General features: G+C 72.0%; 24 protein-coding genes and 4 pseudogenes. 10 read left to right on the top strand and 18 right to left on the bottom strand.

Translation table 11 applies throughout. The annotated features are described in order from the left end of the window. Positions 1-21: 21 nt before the first annotated feature. The 5 genes from AC069T_RS20835 to AC069T_RS20815 all read right to left on the bottom strand — a co-directional run bounded on the left by AC069T_RS20835 (position 22) and on the right by AC069T_RS20815 (position 5,573). Positions 22-786, bottom strand: coding sequence for a response regulator transcription factor (locus AC069T_RS20835; protein ID WP_478784159.1), 765 nt, complete (start codon positions 784-786; stop codon positions 22-24). A 116-nt stretch (positions 787-902) separates the two neighbouring features. Further along, on the bottom strand, positions 903-3,560 hold the full coding sequence (locus AC069T_RS20830; protein ID WP_478784158.1) for an ABC transporter permease: 2,658 nt from the start codon (positions 3,558-3,560) through the stop codon (positions 903-905). Next, entirely contained in the window at positions 3,557-4,267 is a 711-nt protein-coding gene (locus AC069T_RS20825) for an ABC transporter ATP-binding protein (RefSeq protein WP_478784157.1), read from the bottom strand. The genes AC069T_RS20830 and AC069T_RS20825 overlap by 4 nt, the downstream gene beginning before the upstream one ends. Further along, the gene (locus AC069T_RS20820) at positions 4,264-4,959 is read right to left on the bottom strand and encodes an ABC transporter ATP-binding protein (RefSeq protein WP_478784156.1); all 696 of its coding nucleotides are present in this window, start codon (positions 4,957-4,959) and stop codon (positions 4,264-4,266) included. The genes AC069T_RS20825 and AC069T_RS20820 overlap by 4 nt, the downstream gene beginning before the upstream one ends. After that, positions 4,959-5,573: a hypothetical protein gene (locus tag AC069T_RS20815; protein WP_478784155.1), complete on the bottom strand. Its 615-nt coding sequence runs from the start codon at positions 5,571-5,573 to the stop codon at positions 4,959-4,961. The genes AC069T_RS20820 and AC069T_RS20815 overlap by 1 nt, the downstream gene beginning before the upstream one ends. A gap of 182 nt (positions 5,574-5,755) precedes the next feature. Between AC069T_RS20815 and AC069T_RS20810 the strand changes: the two genes are divergently transcribed. After that, positions 5,756-7,048, top strand: coding sequence for a HAMP domain-containing sensor histidine kinase (locus AC069T_RS20810; RefSeq protein ID WP_478784154.1), 1,293 nt, complete (start codon positions 5,756-5,758; stop codon positions 7,046-7,048). Here AC069T_RS20810 and AC069T_RS20805 read toward each other — a convergent pair. Further along, on the bottom strand, positions 7,014-8,048 hold the full coding sequence (locus AC069T_RS20805; RefSeq protein ID WP_478784153.1) for a bile acid:sodium symporter family protein: 1,035 nt from the start codon (positions 8,046-8,048) through the stop codon (positions 7,014-7,016). The genes AC069T_RS20810 and AC069T_RS20805 overlap by 35 nt on opposite strands. A 171-nt stretch (positions 8,049-8,219) precedes the next feature. On the opposite strand from AC069T_RS20805, the gene AC069T_RS20800 reads away from it, so the two are divergent. Further along, a complete protein-coding gene (locus tag AC069T_RS20800; RefSeq protein ID WP_478784152.1) occupies positions 8,220-9,056 on the top strand; it encodes a COG4705 family protein in 837 nt (278 codons plus the stop codon). Here the strand turns inward: AC069T_RS20800 and AC069T_RS20795 are convergent. The 5 genes from AC069T_RS20795 to AC069T_RS20775 form a co-directional block, all read right to left on the bottom strand. Then, on the bottom strand, positions 9,037-10,311 hold the full coding sequence (locus tag AC069T_RS20795) for a sensor histidine kinase (protein WP_478784236.1): 1,275 nt from the start codon (positions 10,309-10,311) through the stop codon (positions 9,037-9,039). The genes AC069T_RS20800 and AC069T_RS20795 overlap by 20 nt on opposite strands. Positions 10,312-10,406: 95 nt before the next feature. Beyond that, positions 10,407-11,072: a response regulator transcription factor gene (locus AC069T_RS20790; RefSeq protein ID WP_478784151.1), complete on the bottom strand. Its 666-nt coding sequence runs from the start codon at positions 11,070-11,072 to the stop codon at positions 10,407-10,409. After that, on the bottom strand, positions 11,069-11,734 hold the full coding sequence (locus tag AC069T_RS20785; protein ID WP_478784150.1) for a phosphatase PAP2 family protein: 666 nt from the start codon (positions 11,732-11,734) through the stop codon (positions 11,069-11,071). The genes AC069T_RS20790 and AC069T_RS20785 overlap by 4 nt, the downstream gene beginning before the upstream one ends. Further along, positions 11,731-12,336 (bottom strand): phosphatase PAP2 family protein, encoded by a 606-nt coding sequence (locus tag AC069T_RS20780; protein WP_478784149.1) that lies wholly within the window; start codon positions 12,334-12,336, stop codon positions 11,731-11,733. The genes AC069T_RS20785 and AC069T_RS20780 overlap by 4 nt, the downstream gene beginning before the upstream one ends. Next, positions 12,336-13,004 (bottom strand): DedA family protein, encoded by a 669-nt coding sequence (locus AC069T_RS20775; protein WP_478784148.1) that lies wholly within the window; start codon positions 13,002-13,004, stop codon positions 12,336-12,338. Before AC069T_RS20775 ends, AC069T_RS20780 begins: the two co-directional genes overlap by 1 nt. A gap of 117 nt (positions 13,005-13,121) precedes the next feature. On the opposite strand from AC069T_RS20775, the gene AC069T_RS20770 reads away from it, so the two are divergent. Both AC069T_RS20770 and AC069T_RS20765 read left to right on the top strand, forming a co-directional pair. Next, on the top strand, positions 13,122-13,496 hold the full coding sequence (locus AC069T_RS20770) for a BlaI/MecI/CopY family transcriptional regulator (RefSeq protein ID WP_478784147.1): 375 nt from the start codon (positions 13,122-13,124) through the stop codon (positions 13,494-13,496). Further along, positions 13,493-14,425 (top strand): M56 family metallopeptidase, encoded by a 933-nt coding sequence (locus AC069T_RS20765; RefSeq protein WP_478784146.1) that lies wholly within the window; start codon positions 13,493-13,495, stop codon positions 14,423-14,425. The genes AC069T_RS20770 and AC069T_RS20765 overlap by 4 nt, the downstream gene beginning before the upstream one ends. Positions 14,426-14,632: 207 nt before the next feature. On the opposite strand, the pseudogene AC069T_RS20760 reads toward AC069T_RS20765, so the two are convergent. From AC069T_RS20760 to AC069T_RS20750, 3 genes and pseudogenes are all read right to left on the bottom strand, one after another. Further along, positions 14,633-14,779, bottom strand: a pseudogene (locus tag AC069T_RS20760) (DUF4396 domain-containing protein); the annotation flags it as partial. 46 nt (positions 14,780-14,825) lie between these two features. Next, positions 14,826-14,885 (bottom strand): annotated as a pseudogene (locus AC069T_RS20755) (hypothetical protein); the annotation flags it as partial. Positions 14,886-15,136: 251 nt separating this feature from the next. Beyond that, entirely contained in the window at positions 15,137-15,523 is a 387-nt protein-coding gene (locus AC069T_RS20750; RefSeq protein WP_478784235.1) for a DUF302 domain-containing protein, read from the bottom strand. Between the two features lie 179 nt (positions 15,524-15,702). Here AC069T_RS20750 and AC069T_RS20745 point away from each other — a divergent pair, with 179 nt between their 5' ends. The 4 genes from AC069T_RS20745 (at position 15,703) to AC069T_RS20730 (ending at position 18,923) form a co-directional block, all read left to right on the top strand. Then, on the top strand, positions 15,703-17,067 hold the full coding sequence (locus tag AC069T_RS20745; RefSeq protein WP_478784145.1) for an MBL fold metallo-hydrolase: 1,365 nt from the start codon (positions 15,703-15,705) through the stop codon (positions 17,065-17,067). 38 nt (positions 17,068-17,105) lie between these two features. After that, positions 17,106-17,471 carry a rhodanese-like domain-containing protein gene (locus AC069T_RS20740; RefSeq protein WP_478784144.1) on the top strand — a complete coding sequence of 122 codons (366 nt, stop codon included), beginning with the start codon at positions 17,106-17,108 and terminating at the stop codon, positions 17,469-17,471. Further along, positions 17,468-18,211 carry a sulfite exporter TauE/SafE family protein gene (locus AC069T_RS20735; RefSeq protein ID WP_478784143.1) on the top strand — a complete coding sequence of 248 codons (744 nt, stop codon included), beginning with the start codon at positions 17,468-17,470 and terminating at the stop codon, positions 18,209-18,211. Before AC069T_RS20740 ends, AC069T_RS20735 begins: the two co-directional genes overlap by 4 nt. Before the next feature lie 136 nt (positions 18,212-18,347). After that, positions 18,348-18,923 carry a rhodanese-like domain-containing protein gene (locus AC069T_RS20730; protein ID WP_478784142.1) on the top strand — a complete coding sequence of 192 codons (576 nt, stop codon included), beginning with the start codon at positions 18,348-18,350 and terminating at the stop codon, positions 18,921-18,923. A 113-nt stretch (positions 18,924-19,036) separates the two neighbouring features. Here the strand turns inward: AC069T_RS20730 and AC069T_RS20725 are convergent, their stop codons facing one another. Next, positions 19,037-19,318 carry a metal-sensitive transcriptional regulator gene (locus AC069T_RS20725; RefSeq protein ID WP_010358257.1) on the bottom strand — a complete coding sequence of 94 codons (282 nt, stop codon included), beginning with the start codon at positions 19,316-19,318 and terminating at the stop codon, positions 19,037-19,039. A gap of 154 nt (positions 19,319-19,472) precedes the next feature. Here AC069T_RS20725 and AC069T_RS20720 point away from each other — a divergent pair. Then, positions 19,473-19,753 (top strand): annotated as a pseudogene (locus AC069T_RS20720) (YnfA family protein); the annotation flags it as partial. A 58-nt stretch (positions 19,754-19,811) separates the two neighbouring features. Here AC069T_RS20720 and AC069T_RS20715 read toward each other — a convergent pair. Then, positions 19,812-20,408 (bottom strand): TetR/AcrR family transcriptional regulator, encoded by a 597-nt coding sequence (locus tag AC069T_RS20715; protein ID WP_478784141.1) that lies wholly within the window; start codon positions 20,406-20,408, stop codon positions 19,812-19,814. A gap of 85 nt (positions 20,409-20,493) precedes the next feature. Here AC069T_RS20715 and AC069T_RS20710 point away from each other — a divergent pair, with 85 nt between their 5' ends. Next, on the top strand, positions 20,494-20,910 hold the full coding sequence (locus tag AC069T_RS20710; RefSeq protein ID WP_478784140.1) for a hypothetical protein: 417 nt from the start codon (positions 20,494-20,496) through the stop codon (positions 20,908-20,910). 177 nt (positions 20,911-21,087) lie between these two features. Here AC069T_RS20710 and AC069T_RS20705 read toward each other — a convergent pair. Together AC069T_RS20705 and AC069T_RS20700 are read right to left on the bottom strand one after the other, a co-directional pair. Further along, a pseudogene (locus tag AC069T_RS20705) lies at positions 21,088-21,413 on the bottom strand (transposase); the annotation flags it as partial. A gap of 649 nt (positions 21,414-22,062) precedes the next feature. Then, complete coding sequence (locus AC069T_RS20700; RefSeq protein ID WP_478784139.1) at positions 22,063-22,248, bottom strand: hypothetical protein; 186 nt, start codon at positions 22,246-22,248, stop codon at positions 22,063-22,065. Positions 22,249-22,570: the final 322 nt, after the last annotated feature.

The raw sequence follows: 22,570 nt of genomic DNA, 5'->3' as shown, positions 1-22,570 counted from the left end.
GCTGTGTACGGCGCGGACGTGTCATGTGTCGGTGCCTGCTTCGGGCGCCCGTTGGGGTGGGTGGATCTCCAGTCGGTAGCCGTGGCCGCGCAAGGTGGTGATCTGAGGGAGGTTCACGGGGGTGGGTGAGGTGGCGGCGGCCTCGGTCAGGCGGCGGCGTAGTGAGGCCAGGGTGACATCGAGGGTTTTGGTGGGGCCGAACCAGTTCTCGTCCCAGACCTGGGCCATGAGGGTTTCGCGGGAGACGGCGGCGCCGGCGTGCTGGGCGAGGGTGGCGAGTAGTTCGAATTCCTTGGGGCGCAGGGTGATTTCGGTTTCTGCCAGGAGGCAGCGTCGTGCGGTGGTGTCGAGGGTGAGGTCGCCGATGTGCAGGGGGCCCTCTGGCTGGGCCGGGGCTTGTGGGCGGCGGCGCAGGTGGGCTCTCAGGCGGGCGAGGAGCACGGTGAGGGTGAAGGGTTTGACGAGGTAGTCGTCGGCTCCGGAATCGAGGCCGGCGATGACGTCGATCTCGTTGCTGCGGGCGGTGAGGATGACGATGAGCAGGTCGGGGAATTGCCCGCGCAGGGTGCGGGCGATGTCGATGCCGTCGGCGTCGGGAAGGCCGAGGTCCAGCAGGACGGCGTCGTAGCCGCCGGTGCGGGCTTCGGTCAGGGCGCTCACTCCGGTACGGCACCAGGTGGTGTGGTAGCCGTTGCCGCGCAGTCCGGCTTCGAGGTGGCGGCCGATGGTGTCGTCGTCCTCGACGATTAGGACGTGGGTGCCCTCCCGGGGCGCGGGCGTGCGCATGCCGCTCAGCGTAGGGGCTGTCGGAGGCGCGGGCGGGCGGCGCCACTGGGGTGGAGAGACCGGGGCGGGCGCCGCTGGGGGGATAGCGGTGCCCGCCCCGGCCGTCGGGGTGGCCCTCACAGTTCGCGGAGTTCTTCGACGGCCGGTCGGGAGGAGCGGCGGGCGGAGTTCAGGGCCGCGGCGGCGATCGCCGCGATGGCTGCCAGGGTGGTGAGGGCGAGGTAGGTCCAGGGTACGGCGATGGCGGCCGGGGGTGGGTCGAAGACGCCGGTGAGGACCTTGACGAGCATCTGGGACAGGGCCCAGCCGATGACGGCGCCGCCGGCCAGGCCGCCGGCGGTCATGACGGCTGCTTCGGCCAGGACCAGTCCGCGCAGCTGGCGGCGGGTGGCGCCCAGGACGGTGGTGATGGCGAAGGTGCGCCGGCGTTCGGCGAGTCCCAGGGCCAGGACGATCCCGCCGGAGGCGGCGGCCAGCACAACGGCGAAGCCCAGTTCGATGCGGGTGAGGCCGGCGAGGTCGACGGAGGTGAGGCTGGATCCGACGTTGGAGCGGCTCTGGGTGACGTCGGTGACGGTTGCGGTGGTGCCGACCTGGCCGCGCAGGGTGGTGGCGACGCTTGTTTGGTGGGTGCCGCCGGTGTCGATGAGGAACGCGCCGACCGCGTTGCTGCCGGTGGTCTTGGTGATGTAGTCGGCGTTGGCGACGAAGAAGCTGTCCTTGGGAGCGGTGGGGAATTCCTTGACGATGCCCGCGTAGTGGAAGGGGACGGTGGTCAGGGCCTTGGTGCGGTTGTCCTGCAGACGCAGGTTGACGGTGTCGCCCAGGGTGAGCTGGAAGTCCTTGACGGTTTCCTGGCTGACCAGGAGGGAGTCGGGCCGAGCGGCGAGCTTGTTCATGAGGCTCTTGGCGGTGCCGCCGGCGAAGTAGGCGTCCTGGAGGGAGGTGGCGGCGGTGATGGCGGAGGGCTGGACCCCGTAGAGGTCTTGCAGGTCGGCGCCGACGTAGGCGAAGCGGTGCTGGAGGGGCTCCACGTGCCGTACGCCGGCCACCTTCAACGCGGATCCCTCGTCGGGGCCGGTGCTGACGCCCGGAGACTGGGTGACGGTGACATCCGCTCCGTTGGTGAGCTGGGCGTCGACTTCGGCCTGCTGGTTGTAGGTGGCATTGAACGTGGCGGTGGAGGCGGCGAAGGACACGGCGAGCGCGAGCAGGACGATGGCGCGGGCCAGGGGGCGCCGCTGCCGGGACATGCTCGCCGCCGTGGTGGTGGCGAGCGTTCCCGTCAGGGGGCGGGCCAGGCGGGCCAGAGGCTTGCGGCCGTGGGCCAGGACCAGGGTCGCCAGGCGCCACAGTAGGAGGGCGGCGCCGAGCCAGAGCAGGGCCGGGCCGAGGAAGGCCCAGTACGACACGGAGATGCTTGCCACACCTTCAGGGGCCAGGACGAGTGCGTACTGGTTGCCGCTGGATGCGCGGAAGACGAGGAGGGAGGCGGCCAGCAGGATGAAGTCCATGCCGAAGCGCATCCACTGGGGAGAGCGGGCCCGGCCGACGACCTTTCGGGCGGCGGTGACGGTGCCGGTGCGCAGGTCGCGCAGGGCGGGCACCAGCACGGCGGCGGCCGCGACGGCGAGGCCCAGGACCAGGGCGAGGGCGAACCAGAGCGCGGCCGAGGCGGTACTCGCTCCGAACGAGGCGATGCCGAACGCGGCCTGGCCGGCGAGGGCGGCGATGCCCACCCCGATCAGGCCGCCGGCGACGCCGACCATCCCTGCCTCGGTACCTGCCATCACGGCGACCTGGCGGGGCCGCAGCCCGCGGGTGCGCAGCAGGGCCTGCTCACGACGCCTGCGGTCGGCGCCGGCGCCTGCCACGGCGGCGGTCAGGAGGGCGGCGAGGACCGCGCCGGGCACGCCGAGGAACAGGAAGAGGATCTGGGCGTAGAGGGCGTCCTTGCGGGCGGCGTCGAGGGCGGCGCCGAGGTTGTCGCCGACGACCGCGCCGCCGGAGGTGCGGGCTTCCAGGTTGCGGGCCGCGGCGGTGACAGAGGTGTAGGCGGCGGCGGGGTCGGCGGGCAGGGGTGCGTTTCGGGCGATGTGGATCTGGGTGGTGACGGCGGCCGGGTCGACGGCCTTGACGGGTGCGGCCAGTGTGTTGAACATGCCGGTCGGCAGCAGGATGACGTTGTCGGGCGGGGCGGCGGGCTGGGACTGGGGCGGGGCGCCGACCTTCTGGAACAGGGAGTCGGCCTGCGGCAGGTCCACCACTCCGGCCACCGTCACCTTCGCCGGCCCTGCCTCAGGCAGGGTGATGGTGACCGTGTCCCCGGCGGCCACGTGCAGGTTCGCCGCGGTCTGCTGGGCGATCAGAACGCCGGAGGAGGCGCCGGTCAGCTGCCGGATCTCGCCGGGGAACGTTGCCCGGTAGGTGTCGGGAAGGCCGAGAACGACGCCGGGGCCGGTGCTCTGCGTGCTGCCGGCGACGGTGGCCATAAAGCCGGTGCTGCGGGCGAAACCGACACTCTCGGCACTCTTGGTGCCGCCCGCAGCCTGGACGGCGGCGAGGACCGCGCCGGGGCCGGCGCCGGGCTGGACCTGGACCTGCCAGTCCACCGTGACCGAACGCACCGCGCGGTCGGTCATGGTCGACTTCGAAGCGGTCAGGAACGAGCCGAGGGATGCCACGAGGGCAACGGCCAGAGCGATGCCGAACGCGGTGGCGATCAGCCGTCCGATGCGCCGGCGGAGCAGCCCGCCGATCCAGGTGATGATCATGACGGGTCTCCCTGCGGTGCCGCCGCCGTCTGCGGGCGTGGATCGTGGCTGGCCAGGAGGCGGCCTTCGTGCATCGCCCACTGCTCGGCAAGACGCCGGGCGACGGTCGGGTCGTGGGTGGTGGCCACCAGGGCGGCGCCGATGTCGTCGGCGGCGGAGAGGAGGACGTCGATGATGTGCTGGCCGGTTGTGCGGTCGAGCTGTCCGGTGGGTTCGTCGGCCAGGACCAGGCGGGGTGCCAACGCCAGCACGCGGGCGATGGCCACCCGCTGGGCCTGGCCGCCGGAGAGCTCCTCGGGCAGCTTGTCCGCCAAATCGGCCGCGGCCACCAGGGCGAGGGAATCCATCGCCCGGCGGCGGGCCCGCTCCTCGGGGACGCCGGCAAGGACCAGCGGCAGCGCGGCGTTCTCCGCCACGTCCAAGGCCGGGATCAGGCTGGACCCCTGGAAGACGACCCCCACCTGACCCGATACCGGTCCTTCGGCGAGGCCAGGCCAGGTCACCTGTCCGGTGGTGGGTTCCTCGAGTGCGGCCATCAGGTGCAGCAGCGTGGACTTGCCGGAACCCGACGGGCCGGTGATCGCAATCCGGTCACCGGCGCGGACCTTGCAGGTCGCGCCGTGCACCGCGACGATTGCGGCCGGCCCCTGACCGTAGGTGCGGGCTGCGTCCTGGCAGTGGACGAGCACCTCCTGTTCGCTGGTCATGACCCGATCCTTCCGTCACGCAAGGTGATGACCCGGTCGGCGATCTTGACGGCCTCGGGGCTGTGGGTGACGAGGAGCACACCGCCGCCTGCCTGGGCGCGGGCGCGCAGCAGTGCCAGGATCCGCTGCTCGGTGATGCCGTCGAGTTCCCCGGTCGGCTCGTCCGCGAGGAGGATGTCCGGGTCGTTGGCCAGCGCGACGGCCAGCCCCGCGCGGGCCAGTTCACCGCCGGCCAGTTCCTGGGGCAGGGCGTGGGCCCGGTGTCCGAGCCCGACCTGCTCCAGCAGCTCCGTGACGGGCTGCTTGCTCGCGTTGGGGGCGGCGGTGCGTGCGAGGCGGATGTTGGCAGCCACGTCGAGATGGGCGATGAGGTTGCCGGTCTGCAGCAGGACGCCGATGCGGCGGGCCCGCAGGCGGGCCCGCTCGGCCTCCGGGCGGTGGCTGATGCGTTCCCCGCCGATGTGGACGGTGCCGCCGTCGGGTTCGTCCAGCCCGGCCAGGCAGGCCAGCAGGGTCGACTTGCCCGACCCGGACGGCCCGATGACCGCGACGCTCTCGCCGCGCCGCACCTCAAGGGCGACTCCGCGCAGCGCCAGGGTCTCCTCCTCGCCCGCCCGGTAGAAGCGGTACAGGTCCCGCGCCGTCAGCGCGGCAGTGTCCGCGGGCGGGGCGGGTGTCGCGGTGGTGGTCATCACTGCCACCGGAAGGAGTCGGTGACGGTGCGCCAGGGGTCCACGTTGTCGGCGCCGACCGGCCCGGACAGCGTCAGGTCCACCTGACGGCCGCCCTGGTAGAAGCTGTACCGCTCGAACGCGGAATGAACGACCTTGCCGGTCACCGCATCGGAGGCGCTGTCACCCTGGTAGGTGAGCAGGACCGCCTGCCCGGCCGGGCGGGAAACGACAGTCGCCTTGCCCACCGTGAAGTTGGGCACCTGCTGCTGCAACTGAGGCACGAGGGTGGCGTTCACCGACTGAACGGTGGGGGCGCTCGGGGCGCTGGCGGAGGCGATCTCGATCCGGTTCAGTTTGTCCGTGAAGACCACCGCGCCGCCGACGGTTCTCTGGGCCCAGCCCTCGGGGACCTTGACGGTGAAACCGCCCTGGGCAGGCTGGTAGGCGACGTATGCCTGGTTGTCGGGGATGTCACCGGCCGGATTGGACTCCGCCGGACCCGGCACGGTGCCGGAACTGGTCACCGCGCCACGGGTGCCCGGTGACGTACCGCTGCTGCTGGAGCTGCATCCCGCCACGACTCCTGAGGTCAGCGCGAGGGCGGCAAGAGAGAGAACAAGTGTGCGTCGCATGATCGTGGTGCCCTTCACGAGTGGGGCCGACTGCCATACCTGCGACGCTAGGCAGCAGCCGGTAACAGGGATGCCCGAGCACGGTTAGACGACGGCAAAACCGCCCCCACGGGCCTGCCACGCACAGTCCAAGGCCCTGGCGCGGCCATCATCCGAGGCCCTGGCCCGGCCATCATGAGCACATGAGACAGCGTGTGGTCCGCGTGGCCCTGATGGCCGCCGCGGTGGCCCTTGTCCTGCTCGCCGTGCCCCTCGCCGTGGTGATCCAGGCATCCTTCTTCGCCGACGAACGCGGCGAACTGCAGCGCGACGCCATGGCCGCAGCCGCCAGCGTCAGCACCGACTTCACCACCGGCGACCCCATCGAACTGCCTCCGGGGCAAGCGGAGGGACAGCTGGGCGTCTATGACCTTCAACTGCGCCTGCGCGCCGGCACCGGCCCCAGCGGCGGTGATGACGTCACCCGCCGTGCCACCGCCGGAACCGTGGTGCAGCAGCGCACCGGCGCCACACTGGCGGTCGGCGTCCCCGTCTCCCACGACGAACGTGTCATCGGCGTGGTGCGTGCTTCCGTCCCTGCCCAGAAGGTCTGGAGCCGCGTCCTTTTGGCGTGGGCCGTCCTGCTGGCCGCCTGCCTGACGGCGCTCGGCGCCGCCGTCCTCGTCGCCCGCCGCCAGGCCCGCGCCCTGAGCACCCCTCTGGAAGCTCTCTCCCGCACCTCCCAGGCCGTCGCCGACGGCGACCTGAGCGCCCGGGCACCTGCCTGCGCGATCCCCGAGATCGACCAAGTGGCCACCACGCACAATGCGATGGTCGACCAACTGGCGCAACTACTGCGGCGAGAGAGAGACTTCACCGCCAACGCCTCCCACCAGCTCCGCACCCCGCTCACCGGCCTGCAACTGGCACTGGAAGCGGCACTCACCAGCCCCGGTACAGACCTGCGCGCCGCCATCGGCGAAGCCCTCGACCAGGCAACGCACCTGAACAACACCATCGACGAGGTCCTCCAGCTAGCCCAGGCCGAACCTGTCAACGACGCACTTGCCTCGTTGCAGCCCGTCGGTGAACTTCTGCACCGTGCAGAGCGACGCTGGCACGGGCCGCTCGCCGAGGACGGCCGTCGCCTCGCGGTTACCGTCGATCCGGCGGAGGCCGCGCTGCCCGTCCCCGGGCGCACCACCGACCAGATCCTCGACATCCTGCTGGACAACGCCCGCCGACACGGCCGCGGAACCGTCACGGTGACTTTGCGCGACCTCGGTTCCGCGCTCGCCCTGGACGTCGCCGACGAGGGAATGCCCGCCCTGGACCCGAAGGCCGTCTTCGCACGCGGTGCGACCACCGGGCCCGGCTCGGGCATCGGCCTTGCCCTGGCCCGGGAGCTGGCCGGGGCCGCCGGGGCCCGGCTCGCGCTGAGCGGGACCGCGCCCACCCGGTTCACGCTGCTGCTCCCACAGTCCGGGCGCGCATGACCCGGTTGGCCGCGAGCTTCTGGAGGAGGCTGTAGGCCAGGACGGGCAGCAGGATCTGCGGCCGGTCGGGCATCGCGGTGGTGATAAGGACGGCGCCCGCGCTGCTGTTGCTCATCCCGCAGGCCAGGGTGACCGACGTGCCGGCGCGGGCCTCCAGGTGCAGGGCGCGCACCGCGAGGTGGCCCCAGGCGAAGGACAGGCCGCAGACAGCTGCGGCGGTGCCGGCGCCCGCCAGGAGGAGGAGCGGGCGGGGGTGGGCCAGGAACTGGCCGATGGCGCCGCTGGCGTTGACGTAGGTGAGGACGAGTGAGGCGAGGAGTGCCCCGAGGGCCGCGACGGGCAGCGCGGCCCTCGTCAGGAGGCCCGGCCGCAGAAGTAGGCGGCTGGCGATGCCGGCGGCGCAGGGCAGCAGGACCCCGGTGAGAGCGAAGCCGCTGCCCACGCCCTGGGCGGCGGCTGCCAGGGTGTGGGCGTAGTCCGCGCTGAGCAGCGGGGTCAAGGCAGCGACCGTCGCGGGGACGGTGAGCGGGCTGATGAGGGTGGAGGCGAGGACCAGGCCCAGTATCGTCGGCTCGTCCCCGCGTCCCCCGCCGCTCCACACGGTGGCGCCGGCGGCTACCGGCATGGCGACGGTCAGAATCATCGCGGCGATCATGCCGCTTCCGCCGTCGGAGTCGGGCGAGCAGCGCAAGGCGAACGCGATGCCGGGGATGATCAGCAGCGGCGCCGTCAGGTGGAGGGCGAGGCCGGCCAGCAGGATGCGGGGGCGGCGCAGCATCCGGGCCAGCGCGTGCGGGCAGGCGCGGAGCCCGGCAGCGAAGAGGACGACGGCGAGCAGGGTCTGCGGCGTGTTCACGTCGGCGCGAAGGCCCGCGCCCACGGGGAGGCCGTGGACGTGGCGCAGCCACAGACCTGGCGCGGGCAGGGCCGCGGCGCCGGTGTACGCGGCGCAGGAGGCCCAGCCGAGCCGTCTGCGCAGGAACTCCAGGAGCCTGGTCACGGGATGTGCGGGAGCGGTATCTACGGGCTCCGGATGTACGGGCGCGGGCTCGGTCGCGGTCGGCATGGCCGGGAGGCTATCCACGGGGACGGACCCGCCGGGCTGTGCACGGCCGCCGCCGGTGTACGCGCTCAGGATGCGTTCAGGTTGCGCCTGGCACCGTCTGGCGGCATGACATACGAGACGCAGCAGTCCCCGGCCCCCGATGCCGGTACCGGTACCGCCGGGGTGCGCTGGAACAAGGTCCCCGAGATCACCGCCTACTTCTGGGTGATCAAGGTGCTGTGCACCACGGTGGGTGAGACGGCGGCGGACTTCCTCAACGGCCGGCTGGGCATGGGGCTGACGGGCACCTCGCTGGTGATGGGCGCGCTCCTGGCCGTCGCCCTGATCGCGCAGTTCCGCACCTCCGCCTACCGGCCCGGGATCTACTGGACGGTCGTGGTGCTGGTCAGCGTCGTGGGCACGCTGATCACTGACAATCTGACGGACAACCTGGGCGTGCCGCTGGAGGCCACGACCGCCGTATTCGCCGTGGCGCTGGCGGCCGCCTTCCTCATCTGGTTCAAGACCGAGGGCACGCTGTCGATCCGCCTCGTCGACACGCCGCGCCGCGAGGCGTTCTACTGGGTGGCGGTACTGCTCACGTTCGCTCTGGGCACGGCTGTCGGTGACCTGCTGGCGGAGCGGCTGTCCCTGGGCTACTGGGTGGCGGCGCTGCTGTTCGCCCTGGTGATCGTGGCGGTCGCCCTGGCCCACTTCAGGCTGGGGCTGGGCGCGGTGCTGACCTTCTGGACGGTCTACGTCCTGACCCGGCCGCTGGGCGCCTCGGCCGGCGACTTCCTCTCCCAGCCGGCCGACGAGGGCGGCCTGGGCCTGGGCACGATGATCACGAGCGTGCTGTTCCTGGTCGTGATCCTCGCCCTGGTGGTGTACCTGGCCGTGTCGCGGCGCGATGTGACGGAGCGGCAGCAGGAGCAGGGGCAGGTCACCCGGCCGGCAGTGTGACGACGAAGCGGGCCCCGGGACCGTGCCGTGCGTCGTGGCGGACGTCTCCGTCGGCGGAGCGGGCGAGACGTCGCGCGAGCGGCAGCCCCAGGCCCGCTCCGCCGTGACCGTCGCCGGGATCGGCCCGCCGCCCGGGGTGGAACAGGTCCGAGGTGAAGGCCGGGGGCACGCCGGGGCCGTCATCGGTGACTTCGACGACCACGCTCCCTTCCTCCCGGCGGGCCACCACCCGCACGCGGGTGCGGGCGTAGCGCAGGGCGTTGTCCAGCAGCGGGCTTACCGTACGTTCGAGTACGGCGGCCGGTACGCCGGCCGTAAGGCCCTCGTCCGCGGCTTCGACCTCCACCTCCACCTCCACTTGGCCGGTGGAACGGCTTGTGAGGCGGAGCAGGGCGGGCAGCACCTGTGCCGTGCCGGGCAGCGCGCGGGCGGCGCCGCGGGCGTCGTCCAGCAGGGTGTCGCAGATCGTGCGCATCGACCGCGCGGCGTCGTCGATCGCCGCGCAGGCTTGTTCCGTTTCGGCGGCGGTGCGGGGCCTGCTGCGCCACCAGTCGAGTTCGGCGGTGATCCGGGCCAGGGGGTTGCGCAGTTCGTGGGAGAGCTCCCGGGTCAGCTGCTGTTCGTGGCGCAGCCCGGCGCGGATGCGGTCCAGCAGGGCGTCCAGGGAGGCGCCCAGCCGGGCGAGTTCGGCCGGTCGGATGCTGGCGCCGAAGCGGTCGTCGGCGGCCAGGGCGCTCCAGGCAGTGGCCTGGTCGGTCATCGTACGGACGGGGCGCAGTGCCCGTCCCACGGCGAGGCGGGTCAGTGCGTAGGTGCAGGCGAGCATGGCCGCGTCGAGTACGAGGGACGCGTACAGCACGGTGTCGGCCGAGTTTCGGTAGGGGGCCAGGCCGAGGGCGGTGACCGCGGTGGCGTTCCCGGGGCCGGTGACGGGTTGGGCGCACAGGCGGACCGGCTGCGGGCCGTCGAGGGTGGTGCAGCGTCGGCGGCCCGCGCCGGCGAGGGCGTCCGCGGCCCGGGTGATGCGGCTGTCGGGCGCGGTGCCCGGCGGGGTTTCAAGCGCCACCGGGCCGGCGTAGATCCACACGTCGGCGTCGAGCAGGTCGTCGTTCGGCATCTCCACGACGCGGGGGGTGGCGCCGGTGGTGTCCACGGTCGCGGCGATGGCGGCGGCCCGGGTGTGCAGGTGGTCGTCGGCCTGCTGCTGGAGCCGCTGGCGGACGACGCCATTGAAGGCGACGGTCAGGACGGCCATCAGGAGCGCGGCGGCGGTGACGGCGACCAGAGAGAGCCGCCCGCGCAGGGTGCGGGGGCCCGGGCCGTACCGGAGCACCGCCACTATGCGGGTCCTCACGAGAGGCGGTGTCCCATGCCGCGGCTGGTCGTGATCGTCTGTGCGCTGCCGGCGGTACGGAGTTTGCGGCGCAGGCGGCTCAGATACTGGTCGAGGGTGTTGTCGCTGACCCAGGCACCTTCCGGCCAGCCGGCCCGGACCAGGTCCCGGCGCGGCACGAGGCCGCCGGCCGCGGCGATGAGCGCGGCCAGCAGCCGGAACTCGGTCGGGGTGAGGGCAACGCACTGTCCTGTGGCGGTGCAGGTGAAGCGCACCGGGTCGAGCACCAGGTCCCCCGCCGTGGCCGGGGCGCTGGGGCCGGCCCGTCGCAGGGCCGCGCGCAGGCGGGCGGCGAGTTCGGCGAGGTGAAACGGCTTGGTGAGGTAGTCGTCGCAGCCCGCCGAGAACCCGGCGAGGCGGTCGGTGATCTGGTGGTGGGCCGTGAGGAAGACGACGGGGGCGAGGTAGCCGTTGGCCCGCAGTGCCTGGCATACGTCCCGGCCGTCCGCGTCGGGCAGTCCGACGTCCAGCACCATCGCGTCATAGCCGTCGGCGGCCAGGCGCAGGGCGCTCGCCCCGTCCTGGGCAGGCACCGGTGCGAAGCCCTCGTCCCGCAGGCCCCGCAGCAGTACGTCGCGCAGGGCGTGGTCGTCCTCCACGACGAGGATGCGCTGCCCGGTCAAGGAGCGCTCCCGTCCCCGGCCGCGGTGGCCCGGGTGCGCCCTAGGCAGACGGCGCCGGTCAGGGCCAGCCAGGCGGTGGCGAACAGCCAGCCGCCGACCACGTCGGAGAACCAGTGCACGCCCAGGTAGACGCGGGTCAGGCCCACCGAGACGCCCCACAATCCGATCACCACGAGCGGCAGCCGAGGGAGGCGGGAGCCCCGCAGCAGCGGGGCCGCGATCAGGAGCCCGGCGGTCATGGCGGTGGTGGTGGCGTGGCCGGAGGGAAAGGACCAGCGGGAGGCGTGTGACACCCATTCCCCGGCCGGCGGGCGCGGTCGGGCGATCAGAGACATCGCGGCGTACCGCAGAGCCTGGCCGGCGCCGAGAACGAGGGCGGCCCCGGCGGCGGCGCTGACACGCTGGCGCCGTGTGTGGCCCACGGCCAGACCCGCCAGGACGACCAGGACGTACGGGATTACCCCGGTGCCGGTGGCGGTGATGGCGCGCGCCACGGCCACGGCGAGGGCGGGTCGGTGCTGCAGGGACCAGGTGTGCAGGGCCGCGTCGGCGGGCAGCAGCCCGTCCGATGCCTGCAGCACCCCCGCGGTAAGCAGCGCGAGGGCCGCCGCGGCGGCCAGGGCCACCCAGCCGAACCGGTAGGCGGCCCCGCGGCTGGTCACGGCGCGGCCAGGAGAGGACGCAGCGGGCCGCGGCCCAGCCGCTCGGCGAGGGCGTCCTGGTGGCGGCGCACACTACACGTGGCGAGGAGGCCCACGGCGGCGCCGACAAGGAATCCGGCCAGGACGTCGTGCGGGTAGTGCGCGCCCACCCAGACCCGGGAGACGGCCATCAAGGCCGCTGACAGCAGGGCGAGGGCGCCCAGCCGGCGCGAGACGAACAGCAGCGCGACGGCCGCCGCGGCGGCGATCGCGGCGTGGTTGCTGGGGAAGGACCAGTCGCCCGGGGCGGGGCACGCCTCCAAGGTGGCCACGTGCAGGCTCTGGCACGGCCGGTCCTCCCGGACGGCCAGCTTGACCAGGTCGTTCACACCGTAGGCGAAGACGGTGATCGCCGGGACCGCCAGGGCGGTGACCGCCGCCGGACGGCTGCCGCGTCGGGCCGGCCACCAGGCCGCGAGCATCAGCACCGCGAACAGCCCCAGCCCGTAGGCCGACCAGCCGGTGATCAAACTGTCCACCCAGCCCGGGGAGCGGTGCGCGAGGTCGACCACGTCGAGGTAGGCGGGGCCGTCGATGGCCGAGCCGTCGTACGCGAGATTCATCAAAGGGCCTCATTACGGTGCTTGGCGGCCCGCCGGGAGCGGAGCAGTTCGGCTGCCAGCGGCAGCAGGGACACGGCGACGATCAGGGCAATGATCGGCAGCAGATAGCGGTCGACATTGGGGATGGAGGAGCCGAGCGCGTACCCGGCCAGCACCAGGCCGACCGTCCAGACCAGGCCGCCCGCCACCTGCCAGACGGTGAAGACCCGGGCCGGGATGTTCAGCGCCCCGGCGAGCGGGTTCAGGACCGTGCGCACGACCGGGACGAAGCGGGCCAGCACGATCGCCTTGGCGTGTCCGTACCGCTCCAGCAGTTCCTCGGCGCGCTCGGCGCCCTCGTGCAGGCGCTTGAACCTGCTCCGAGACAGGACCGCTGCGCCCGCCCGGCGCCCGATGAGGTAGCCGACCTGGGCGCCGGCCAGCGCGCCCGCCGCTGAGGCGACCAGCACCCAGGGCAGCGACAGCGTCGCGGCCTTGTCCGCCGTGCCCGCGCACAGCAGGCCCGCGGTGAAGAGCAGGGAATCGCCGGGCAGGAAGAAGCCGACCAGCAGCCCGGTCTCGGCGAACATCACCACCGCGACGCCCAGCACACCGAACGTCGCCAGCAACGACTGGGCATCGAGCAGGTTCACCGCGAGCGCCGGCGCGGCGAGGACGGATACGGCCATGAGTGGGTGGCCTCTCACTGAAGGCGGGCAGGGGGCAGCCGGAGGAAACAACCGGTCGACTACAATCCAGTAGACGGTCTACTGAACTGTAGACGATCAGGAGATGAGGAAAACGTAATGGCGGAGGGTGCTGCCGAGCGCAGAGGGGCGGGAGAGCTCGAGGCGAGCGTGCTCGCGGCGCTGTGGGCCGCGGACGGCCCCCGGACCGCCGGACAGGTGCAGCGCAGCCTGCCGGTGGAGCTGGCCCGCACGACGGTGACGACGATCCTGTCCCGCCTCTTCGAGAAGGGGACGGTCGGCCGGGAACGATCCGGCCGGGGATTCGCCTACTTCCCCGTCCAGGACGCCCAAGGCCTGACCGCCCGGCGTATGCACCACGAGCTCGACAAGGACAGCGACCGCCAGACCGTGCTGGCACGGTTCGTCTCCGAGCTGGGCCCCGAGGATGAGCGCATACTGCGCGACCTCCTGGAGAGCGGTGGCGGGCGGTGATCGCCGCGCTGCTCGTGCCGCTACTGATGCCCCTCGCGGCGCCGGCGCTTGTGCGGTGGGCCGCTCGCCGCCTGCGGCCTGCGGCCGCGATGTGGGCACTGACCGCGACGGCGTGCGTGCTGGCGGGCGGCTGGCTGGCGGCACTCGGCGGCCTGCTCCTCGCCGGCGCGCTCACCGTGTCCGCCCTGGCCCGCCTCGGCCACCTGATCCACCCCCTGAACGTCGCGCCCGCCGTGGTCACATATCCGGCGACCGCCCTCGCCGTCGGAGCGCTGTCCGTCTGCGCCTGCACCGTGACCCGGTCGGCGCTGCGTCAGCTCCGCCAGTACCGAACCGCGCACGCGCAGGTGCGCAACGCACCCACCGCAGGAGACCTCAGCGTCCTGGACCGCCCCGACGCCGACGCCTACGCGCTCCCGGGGAACCCGGGGCGCATCGTGATGACCTCCGGCATGCTGCGCGCCCTGGACGGACCCGAGCGCGAGGCCCTGCTCGCCCACGAACGGGCCCACCTTGCCGGCCGCCACCACTACTTCCTCGCCGCCGCCGACCTCGCCGCCCGCTGCCATCCCGCGATGCGGCCCCTGCGTGACGCCATCGGCCTGGCCGTCGAACGCGTCGCCGAGGAAGCCGCCGCGACCACTGTCGGCGACCGGCACCTGACGGCCCGGGCCATCGGCCGCGCAGCCCTCGCAGGGAAGGCCGAGAGGGCCAGCCGCCCCGCCTTCGCCGCACGAGCCGCAGGAGGCCCCGTACCGCAACGCGTAAGAGCCCTGCTCCAGCCGACGGCCACCCGCCACAGGACGGCAGCCGCCGCGGCCTGCCTGCTGCTCGCCTCCTCGGCCCTCGCCGGCGCGGGAACCGCCGCCGGGCTCACGAGTCTCCACGGCAGCGTGGAGATCGCCCAAGGCGAGACCGAAAGCGACTGACCGGCAGCGGCGCAGGAACGTACCCTCCCGCTACTCGCGAAGCCTACGGTGCTGGACATCAGTGCCTCCTCACGCCGCGGGGCCGGCGACCGGGGCGGCTGCCGTCGAAGCCCCCGGGTACATCTCCAGCTAACGCCCCTGACTGCGAACGCGCCCGGCCGCACCTTCACGGTGTGGCCGGGCGCAGGTGTCGAGCGGCAGTGGCCAGTGGTAGGCGTGGACGACCGCGTGGCCCTTGCCGCGGCCGATCATCCACTTGTTGACCGGAGTCGTGATGAAGAAGGCCACGGCGAAGCCGCCCAGCAGTGCGGTCCAGAACAGCGCGTCCGACAGGTGGGCGCCCCTCGCGCGCGGCGTGCGCACAGTCCCCCGCCTGGACGGCCTCCTCGTGGGCTGTCACCACCCCATGACTGCTGCCCGCCGACGCGGTATTCACCGGCCCCGGGCCCAGCCCGTGCATCGCCAGCACACCGGTCAGCACTGCCAGGACCAGCAGCACGAACCCGCGCCCGATAGGGCGGCGGCTCGACGGTACAGGGCATGCGGCCATCGTACGATCCGGCTTCGGCCGCTGCTCACTGCACCGGCCAGGACTCCACCGGCCGCGTGACGCGGCTCCCAGCCGTTCTCCCATCGGGCATGTGCGAGAGACGTGCGCTTGCCCTTCGTCTCCCGAGTCCGCCCCGAGGACGCGAGGCGGGCGTATGCGGGTCAGGTGAGGGAGCTCAGGGCGTTGTCCAGCCGGGCCGTGGCATCGGTGGCGACCGGCTCCAGGGCGGGCAGGCCGGTGAGGGTGACCATGGTGCCCGGGTCGAGGGCCTGGACGAGTGTCGTCTGGCCGTCGCGGCGGACGACGACGTTGCAGGGCAGGAGCAGGCCGATGCTGCGGTCGGCTTCCAGGGCCTGGTGGGCGAGCGGCGGGTTGCAGGCGCCGAGGATCAGGTAGTCCTCCATGTCGTGGCCGAGTTTGGCCTTGAGGGTGGCCTTGACGTCGATCTCGGTGAGAATGCCGAAGCCCTGGTCGGCCAGGGCTTTGCGTACGGCGGTGACTGCGGTGTCGAAGTCGGCGTCGAGGCGGACGGTGCGGTCGTAGGGCACGGACACTCCCGGATAGTGCGGAACGGCTGATTCCTGTATACCCCGCCGGGTACCCGGAAGGCGTGAGGCGATGCCTTGAACGGGGTGCATTCCGTTCACGAAATACCCCCCTAGGTATAGCTGTTAGGGTGAGTATCAGATACCCCCCGGGGTACACCGTTCGAGAGGAGTCGTGCGTCGTGTTCTTCGTTGACACCCTGGAGTTCGAGGGCCTGGGCAACCGCAGCTACCTGGCCGGCGGACCCAGTGCTGCGGTGGTCATCGACCCGCCGCGCGACATCGACCAGGTCATCGCCGCAGCGGCCCGCCGCGGGGTGCGCATCGCTTTCGTGGCCGAGACCCATGTGCACAACGACTACGTCACCGGCGGCCTGGAGCTGGCCCGCGTCACCGGCGCCCAGTACCTGGTGCCGGCCGGGGCGCACGTATCCTTCGACCGCACCCCCGTCGCCGACGGCGACACGGTGACGGTGGACGAGGGCCTGGTGCTGCGCGCGATCGCCACCCCGGGGCACACCCCGCACCACACCTCCTACGCCCTTACCGAGGACGGGCGGGGTGTGGCGGCGTTCACCGGCGGGTCGCTGCTGATCGGCACCGTGGGCCGTCCGGACCTGGTCGAACCACGGCTGACCGAGCAGCTGGCCCGCGCCCAGCACGCCTCCGCCCACCGCCTGGCCGACGAGCTGGATGACGAGGTGCCGGTGCTGCCCACCCACGGGTTCGGCAGCTTCTGCTCCTCCTCCCAGGCCGAGGGGGACGCGACGACGATCGGCAAGGAGCGCAAGACCAACGACGCGCTGACCTTGGACGTGGACACCTTCGTCGCCCGGATGCTCGCCGGGCTGGAGGACGTGCCCGCCTACTACGCGCACATGGGCCCGGCCAACGCCGCGGGCCCCACACCGGTCGACCTCACCCCGCCGAGGCGCGCGGACGCCGAGGAGATCGCCTCCCGACTGGCCGCGGGTGAATGGGTGGTGGACCTGCGCAGCCGCATGGCCTTCGCCGAGGGACACGTGGCCGGATCGTTCAACTTCGAGGGCGAGGGCAAGCTCGCCACCTACCTGGCCTGGCTGATCCCGTGGGGCAAGCCCGTCACCCTGCTCGCCGACACCCCGGAGCAGATCGCCGAGGCGCAGCGGGAACTGGCGCGGGTGGGCATCGACCGCCCGGCCACCGCCACCACCGGCGACCCGGCCGGCTGGATCCGCGCCGGCGAGCAGCTCGCCTCCTTCCAGCGTGCCCGCTTCGCCGACCTCGCCCAGGCGCGCGAGCGCGGCGACGAGGTGGTCGTCCTGGACGTGCGCCGGGACTCGGAGCGCGCGGGCGGCTACATCGACGGCTCGGTCCACATCCCGATCCACGAGCTGCACGGCCGTATCGGCGAGGTGCCGGACGGGACGGTGTGGGTGCACTGCGCCGGCGGGATGCGCGCGGCGATCGCCGCCTCCCTGCTGGATGCGGCCGGCCGCGCCGTGGTCGCCGTCGACGACGGCTTCGACGCCGCGGCGGATGCCGGGCTGTCCCTGGCCTCCGGCTGAATGTCGGCCGTTCCCCCTCGCAAGGAAGGAAGCGTGTGATGTTCCTCTGTCGCCGAAATGGGCCCCGTGTCACGGTCGACGAGGCACGCAGCCGTACCAGCGGCGATCAGCCCGATGCGGTCCTGCTGGACGTCCGTGAGAAGCCCGAATGGACCGCGGGCCACGCCCCGGGCGCCGTCCACCTGCCGCTGACGAAACTGGTCGCCGGCGCCACCCTGCCCGTCGAGACGCAGGGCCGTCCGCTGGTGGTGATCTGCCGCAGCGGTCACCGCTCCCAGCAGGCCGCGAAGCTCCTCACCGAACGCGGAGCGCACGCGGTGGACGTCGAGGGCGGCATGAACGCGTGGGCCGCCGCCGGGCACCCGGTCGTCGACGAACGCGGGAACAGCGGCCAGATAGCGTGACCGTACTCGTTCTCGCCCTCATCGCCGGGGCCGTCATCGGTCTCGCCCTCGGAGCCCTCGGCGGCGGTGGCAGCGTCCTTGCCGTACCGGCACTGATCTACCTGCTCGGCTTCACCCCGGCCGCCGCCACCACCGCCAGTCTGATCATCGTTACCGCCACCTCCGCCACCGCCCTGTACGCCCACACCCGCGACGGGAACGTGGCATGGAAGACAGGGGCGCTGTTCGCCGCGGCGGGCATCGTCCCCGCCTTCCTCGCCGGCGCTGCCGCCGGGCGCCTGCCCGAAGCCGTGCTGACGGCGGCGTTCGCGGTCATCGCCGCACTGGCGGCCCTGCGTATGCTGCGGCCGTCCGCGTCCGAGCCGCCGGACCGGATCCGTCCCGGCAAGGCGGCCGGTGCCGGTGCCGGACTTGGCGCCGTGACGGGCTTCCTGGGGGTCGGTGGGGGATTCCTCGCCGTGCCCGCCCTGGTGAGCGTCCTGGGACTGGCCATGCGGCGGGCGGTGGGCACCAGCCTGCTCGTCATCACGGTGAACTCACTCGCCGCGCTCGTCGCTCGCACCGGCACCGGTGGCGGGCTCCACTGGGAGATCATCGGCCCCTTCACCGGAGCCGCGATCCTCGGCGCCTGGGACGGCAAACGGCTCGCGACGAAGATCCCCGGCACCACCCTTCAGAAGATCTTCGCCGGTGTCCTGCTGGCGGTGGCGGCCTTCATGCTCGTTGACGTGATCGTCTGAAAACGAGGGCCGCCACCGGCTCAGGACAGGGACCGGGAGAGCTTCTCCAGCCGGCCGCGCATCTCAGGACCGCCTTCAGTCCGGCTCCCGTCAGATCAAGCCCCAGCACACTCCGACACGCAAGGATGACTCTGCCATGACCACCCCCACGGCCCTCGCCACCGACGAGGCGCGCACCCGCCTGCACGAACTGACCATCATCGACGTGCGTACCCCGGGCGAATACGCCAGCGGTCATCTCCCCGGCGCGCTCAACATCCCCCTCGACCAGATCCAGCGCGCGCTGCCCGACATCCGGCATGCCACCGACCGCGGTGACGTCCTGGTCGTCTGCGCCTCGGGCGCCCGCTCCGAGAACGCCTGCAAGATCCTCGTGGAGAACGGCATCACCGCCGTCACCCTGTCGGGAGGCACCGGCGCCTGGGCGGCCGACGGCCACGAGCTCCACCGCCCCCAGGGCGCCTCCCGTGCCACCTGGGGCATGGAGCGGCAGGTAAGGCTCACCGCAGGAGCGATCGTGCTGCTCGGCCTGCTGCTCGGGTACGTCGTCCACCCCGCCTTCCAGCTCCTCTCCGCCGGCATCGCGGGCGGTCTGGTCTTCTCCGCCCTGACCAACACCTGCGGCATGGCCGCCATGCTCGCCAAGCTCCCCCACAACCGTCCCCACGCCGCCGAACTCGACCACACGCTGGCCGCACTGCGCAACCGCTGAGCCACGCGCAAATGGGGAGGGATCCTGAGCCGGATCCCTCCCCATTCGTATGCCAAGGCATGTGGCCAAACACCCCGAACCGAGCGAGTGATCGGGCACCGCGGCACCACAGCTCAGGCCAGAGAAAGGAAGAGCTTCTCCAGCCGAGTACGCATCTGCTCCCTGTCACCAGAAGCAGCCATGTCCGCATCGGTCAGGCAGTGCTGCAGCCCGGTGGCGATGATCGCGAAACCGGCCTTGTCCAGAGCCCTAGACGCCGCCGCGAGCTGGGTGACGACATCCTCGCAGTCCCGCCCCTCCTCGATCATCTTGATCACGCCGGCGATCTGGCCCTGCGCCCGGCGCAGCCGGTTGACCACCGTCTTCAGTTCCTCAGCCGCCATCGCCAGTTCCACAACCCACACTCCTTCGAGATACCCCCTTGGGTATCCTACCGAAGGGGTAACCGCCAACCGAGCAAAGAAAAGTCCCCTGTGGCACCCACCACCGCCCTCACCGTCGTCCAGGCCAGCGCCCACCTGCACGAGCTGACCGTCGTCGACGTGTGCACTGATCGGAGGCGCGTGGCTGGTCTGGCAGGGCATCCACGAGCACAGGGGCCGGGTCTGGATCGGCGCCGGTGTCATCGCCCTCGACCTGTACGGGGTGGTGGCCACCTGGCAGCATGACGCGAACTTCGGACACATCCTCGCTGCATACGGCGGGATCTTCGTCGCCGGACCGATCGCCTGGGGCATGGTCGCCGACGGCTGCCGGCCTGACCGCTCGACGTCATCGGCACCCTGGTGTGCCCCGCCGGGATGGCCGTGATCATGTACGCCCCGCGCGGCCACTGGCTGAGTCGGCAAGCCGGTCTCTGGCCCCTGCGCCGGGCGGCGAGCTTGGGGTTCAGTCGCCAGCCGGGCGTGCGGCCTCGATGACGCCGTGGATGGCCTGGCTGATCCGGTCCGCCGCGGTTTCGGGGTCCGGCTGTCCGGCGTCCAGCCAGCCGATGACGGCCTCGATGGTGAATGCGGGAATCACCCGCGCCGCCCAGTCCAGCCAGGGTCCGGCGGGCAGGAGTGCGGCGAGGTTGCGCTGGGCGGTCTCGGTCGAAGCCGCGGTGAGGGTGTCGATGAGGTCGCGGAACTCCGGCTCCCGGGCGGCGTGGCGGAACAGGAGCCGGAAGGCGTCGGGGTCGGCCGCTGCGGCACGGACCAGGGCGGGCACCGAGTTCTCGTCGAAGTTGTCGCTGCCCACGTTGTCCGCGAGCCGGGCGCAGCCTCGGTCCAGGACCGCCCGATACATGTCGGCTTTCGACTCGAAGTGCCGGTAGAGCATCACCCGGGTGATGCCCGCCTCGACGGCGACGTCATCAAGGCCGGTGCCGGCAAAGCCGGCGCGTGCAAACGCCCGGGTGGCGGCATCCAGGATCTGCTCACGCCGCTCGGCCCGCCGCAACCGCTTCACCGGCTCGATGCCCGCGGAGCCCGCTCGCCCTGCCACCCGATTCTCCTCTTGTTTACGTGTGAGTATACAGAACGTTTGTTTACGTTGGAGTATACAAGCATGCGTCTACTCAGGAGCTGCTGTGACTTCCCAGCTGCCCTTCGAACAGACCGGTCCCTTGCAGGTCCCGCCTCTGCTGCGCGAACTGCAGGCCCAGGGAGCCGTGCACAAGATCCGCACCCGCGTCGGCGACGACGCCTGGCTGGTCACCGGATACGACGAGGTGCGCCGACTCCTTGACGACCCCCGTCTCGGCCGCTCCCACCCCTGCCCGGAATCCGCCGCCCGCTCCAACGGGTCGGCCCTCTTCGGCGGCCCGCTGGGCAACTACGCGACCGAGAAGGCCGACCACGTCCGCATGCGCTCCCTGCTCCAACCGCACTTCACACCTGGGCGCATGCGTGCCTTCCGCCCTCGCGTGGAAACCCTAACCCGCGGGGCACGCGAGGGTGCGCCCCGCCGTCACACCTGTCGTGCTGCACACAACACGCACGCCTGACGCACCGATGCGCCGAACCGAGAGGACCGGTACAGCGCATCCGCCGCGCGCGAGCCAGTCCCACAGCGGTACAGAACCCTCTCCATCAACCGCTGCACCGATTCGTCACGGTGGGGGAACCATCCCGATGGCCCAACAGGGGCGAACTACGGGGCAAGGTCAGAGGCACGGGCCTGGGCGCTGGGGCTTGACGTGGCGGCCGCGGTCGGGGCCGTGTCTCGTTTGGTGACCCGCCACCGCGGGCTTCAGCCCTTCGCTGTCGTGGGCGTTGCCAGCCGAGACACCGACGAAGAGGGGCAGCCCGTTCGCGTCCGACAGGACGTGCAATTTGGAACCCGGCTTGCCCCGGTCCGCAGGGCTCGGACCTGTGTGTTCGCCTCCTTTTCATCCCGCACGTGGGCGGTGTCCAGGACGACGCGGGTGACGTCGATGAGGTTGGCGTCGTCGAGCAGGTGCAGCACGGCTTCATGCAGGCGGCCCCAGACACGAGTTCTCGACCAGACGGACAAGGTCGCGAACCCTCCTAAGCACAGCACTTGGGCGCCCTGTACGGTCAGCTGAATCCAATGGGGTTTGGCCGAGCACGGATTGGTGATCTCGGCTGACGCAGTTCGCACGCCTGGACTCGGGTCCAAGGGTCACATCGGAGGCAGGGTGTGGGCAGATCTGGATTCGGCGAAGTTCGACCCCGGGGGCAGCCCGCACCGCACCGGGGCGGCCACTGCGGCGCCACCGCGGGCGGAGGAAGTGCGGTGCCGCCGCGGGTATCGCCCCGGCAGTAACCGCTGCGACCACGGCCACATGGATGCCTATGTGTCGCCGATCGGTAGGTGCCCATCTCGTTCGATAGTTGGCCAGTCCCCTCGATCGGTGTCGGCTGCCATCGGAACGTCAGCGGAGTCTGCCGCTGGATGTCAGTGGTTCTGCCATGAGGTATGTCAGTAGGTGCTGTTGCCGTCGGCGTCGGTTGGGCGGAGGCCGTATCGGACGTCGTCGGCCAGGACGGCGGTGCCGTCGTCGGCGCTGAGCAGGAGCCCGGCGTCGCGCAGCCCGCACGGTGGCCGCGGTCGGCTCCTCGGGATCGGTGGAGACGGAGCCCTCGTACGACGCCTGGAACAGTACGGCTGCGTCCTCATTGGTGAGGACGTCGCGCTAGAGCGGCCGGTAGTGCGCATCGTTCGGGTGACGCCACGGCTCGGTGTGGTTGGCGGGGTGGACCCAGTTCATCTGCCGGTCGGTGAGGACGTCCAGGCGCGGGCTGAGGGTGAAGTGGGTGGGGGCCGCGCGCCGTAGGGCGTACGGCCCGGCGAGGTGGGGGTAAGGCCCAGGAGCGTTCAATGGCGTCGCTGACGCGGTCGAGGTCCCAGCTGAGGGACTCGGCGAGGAAGTCGGCGGTGATCGGGCGGCCGGCGTGGGCGAGGGCGTTGAGGACGGCGACGGCATCCGTATCGGTGCCGGGGGCGGGCTCAATCGGGAACTGGGCGTCGAAGTGGAGGGCGTTGTCGTAGACGCCAGCGGCGTACGGGGTGAGGTCGCCGAAGTGGAGGTCGAGGCGGCGAGCGAGTTCGAGGACTACGTGCAGCGGCTGGTTGGGCAGGTGGTCCAGCGAGAAGTCGTGACGTCGTGGCGGCGCTGGGGGCGCAGGCCCGACGCGAAGGGG

The organism is Streptomyces sp. NPDC043867 (genome assembly GCF_056435845.1).
This window is presented reverse-complemented; position numbering and strand designations above follow the sequence as displayed.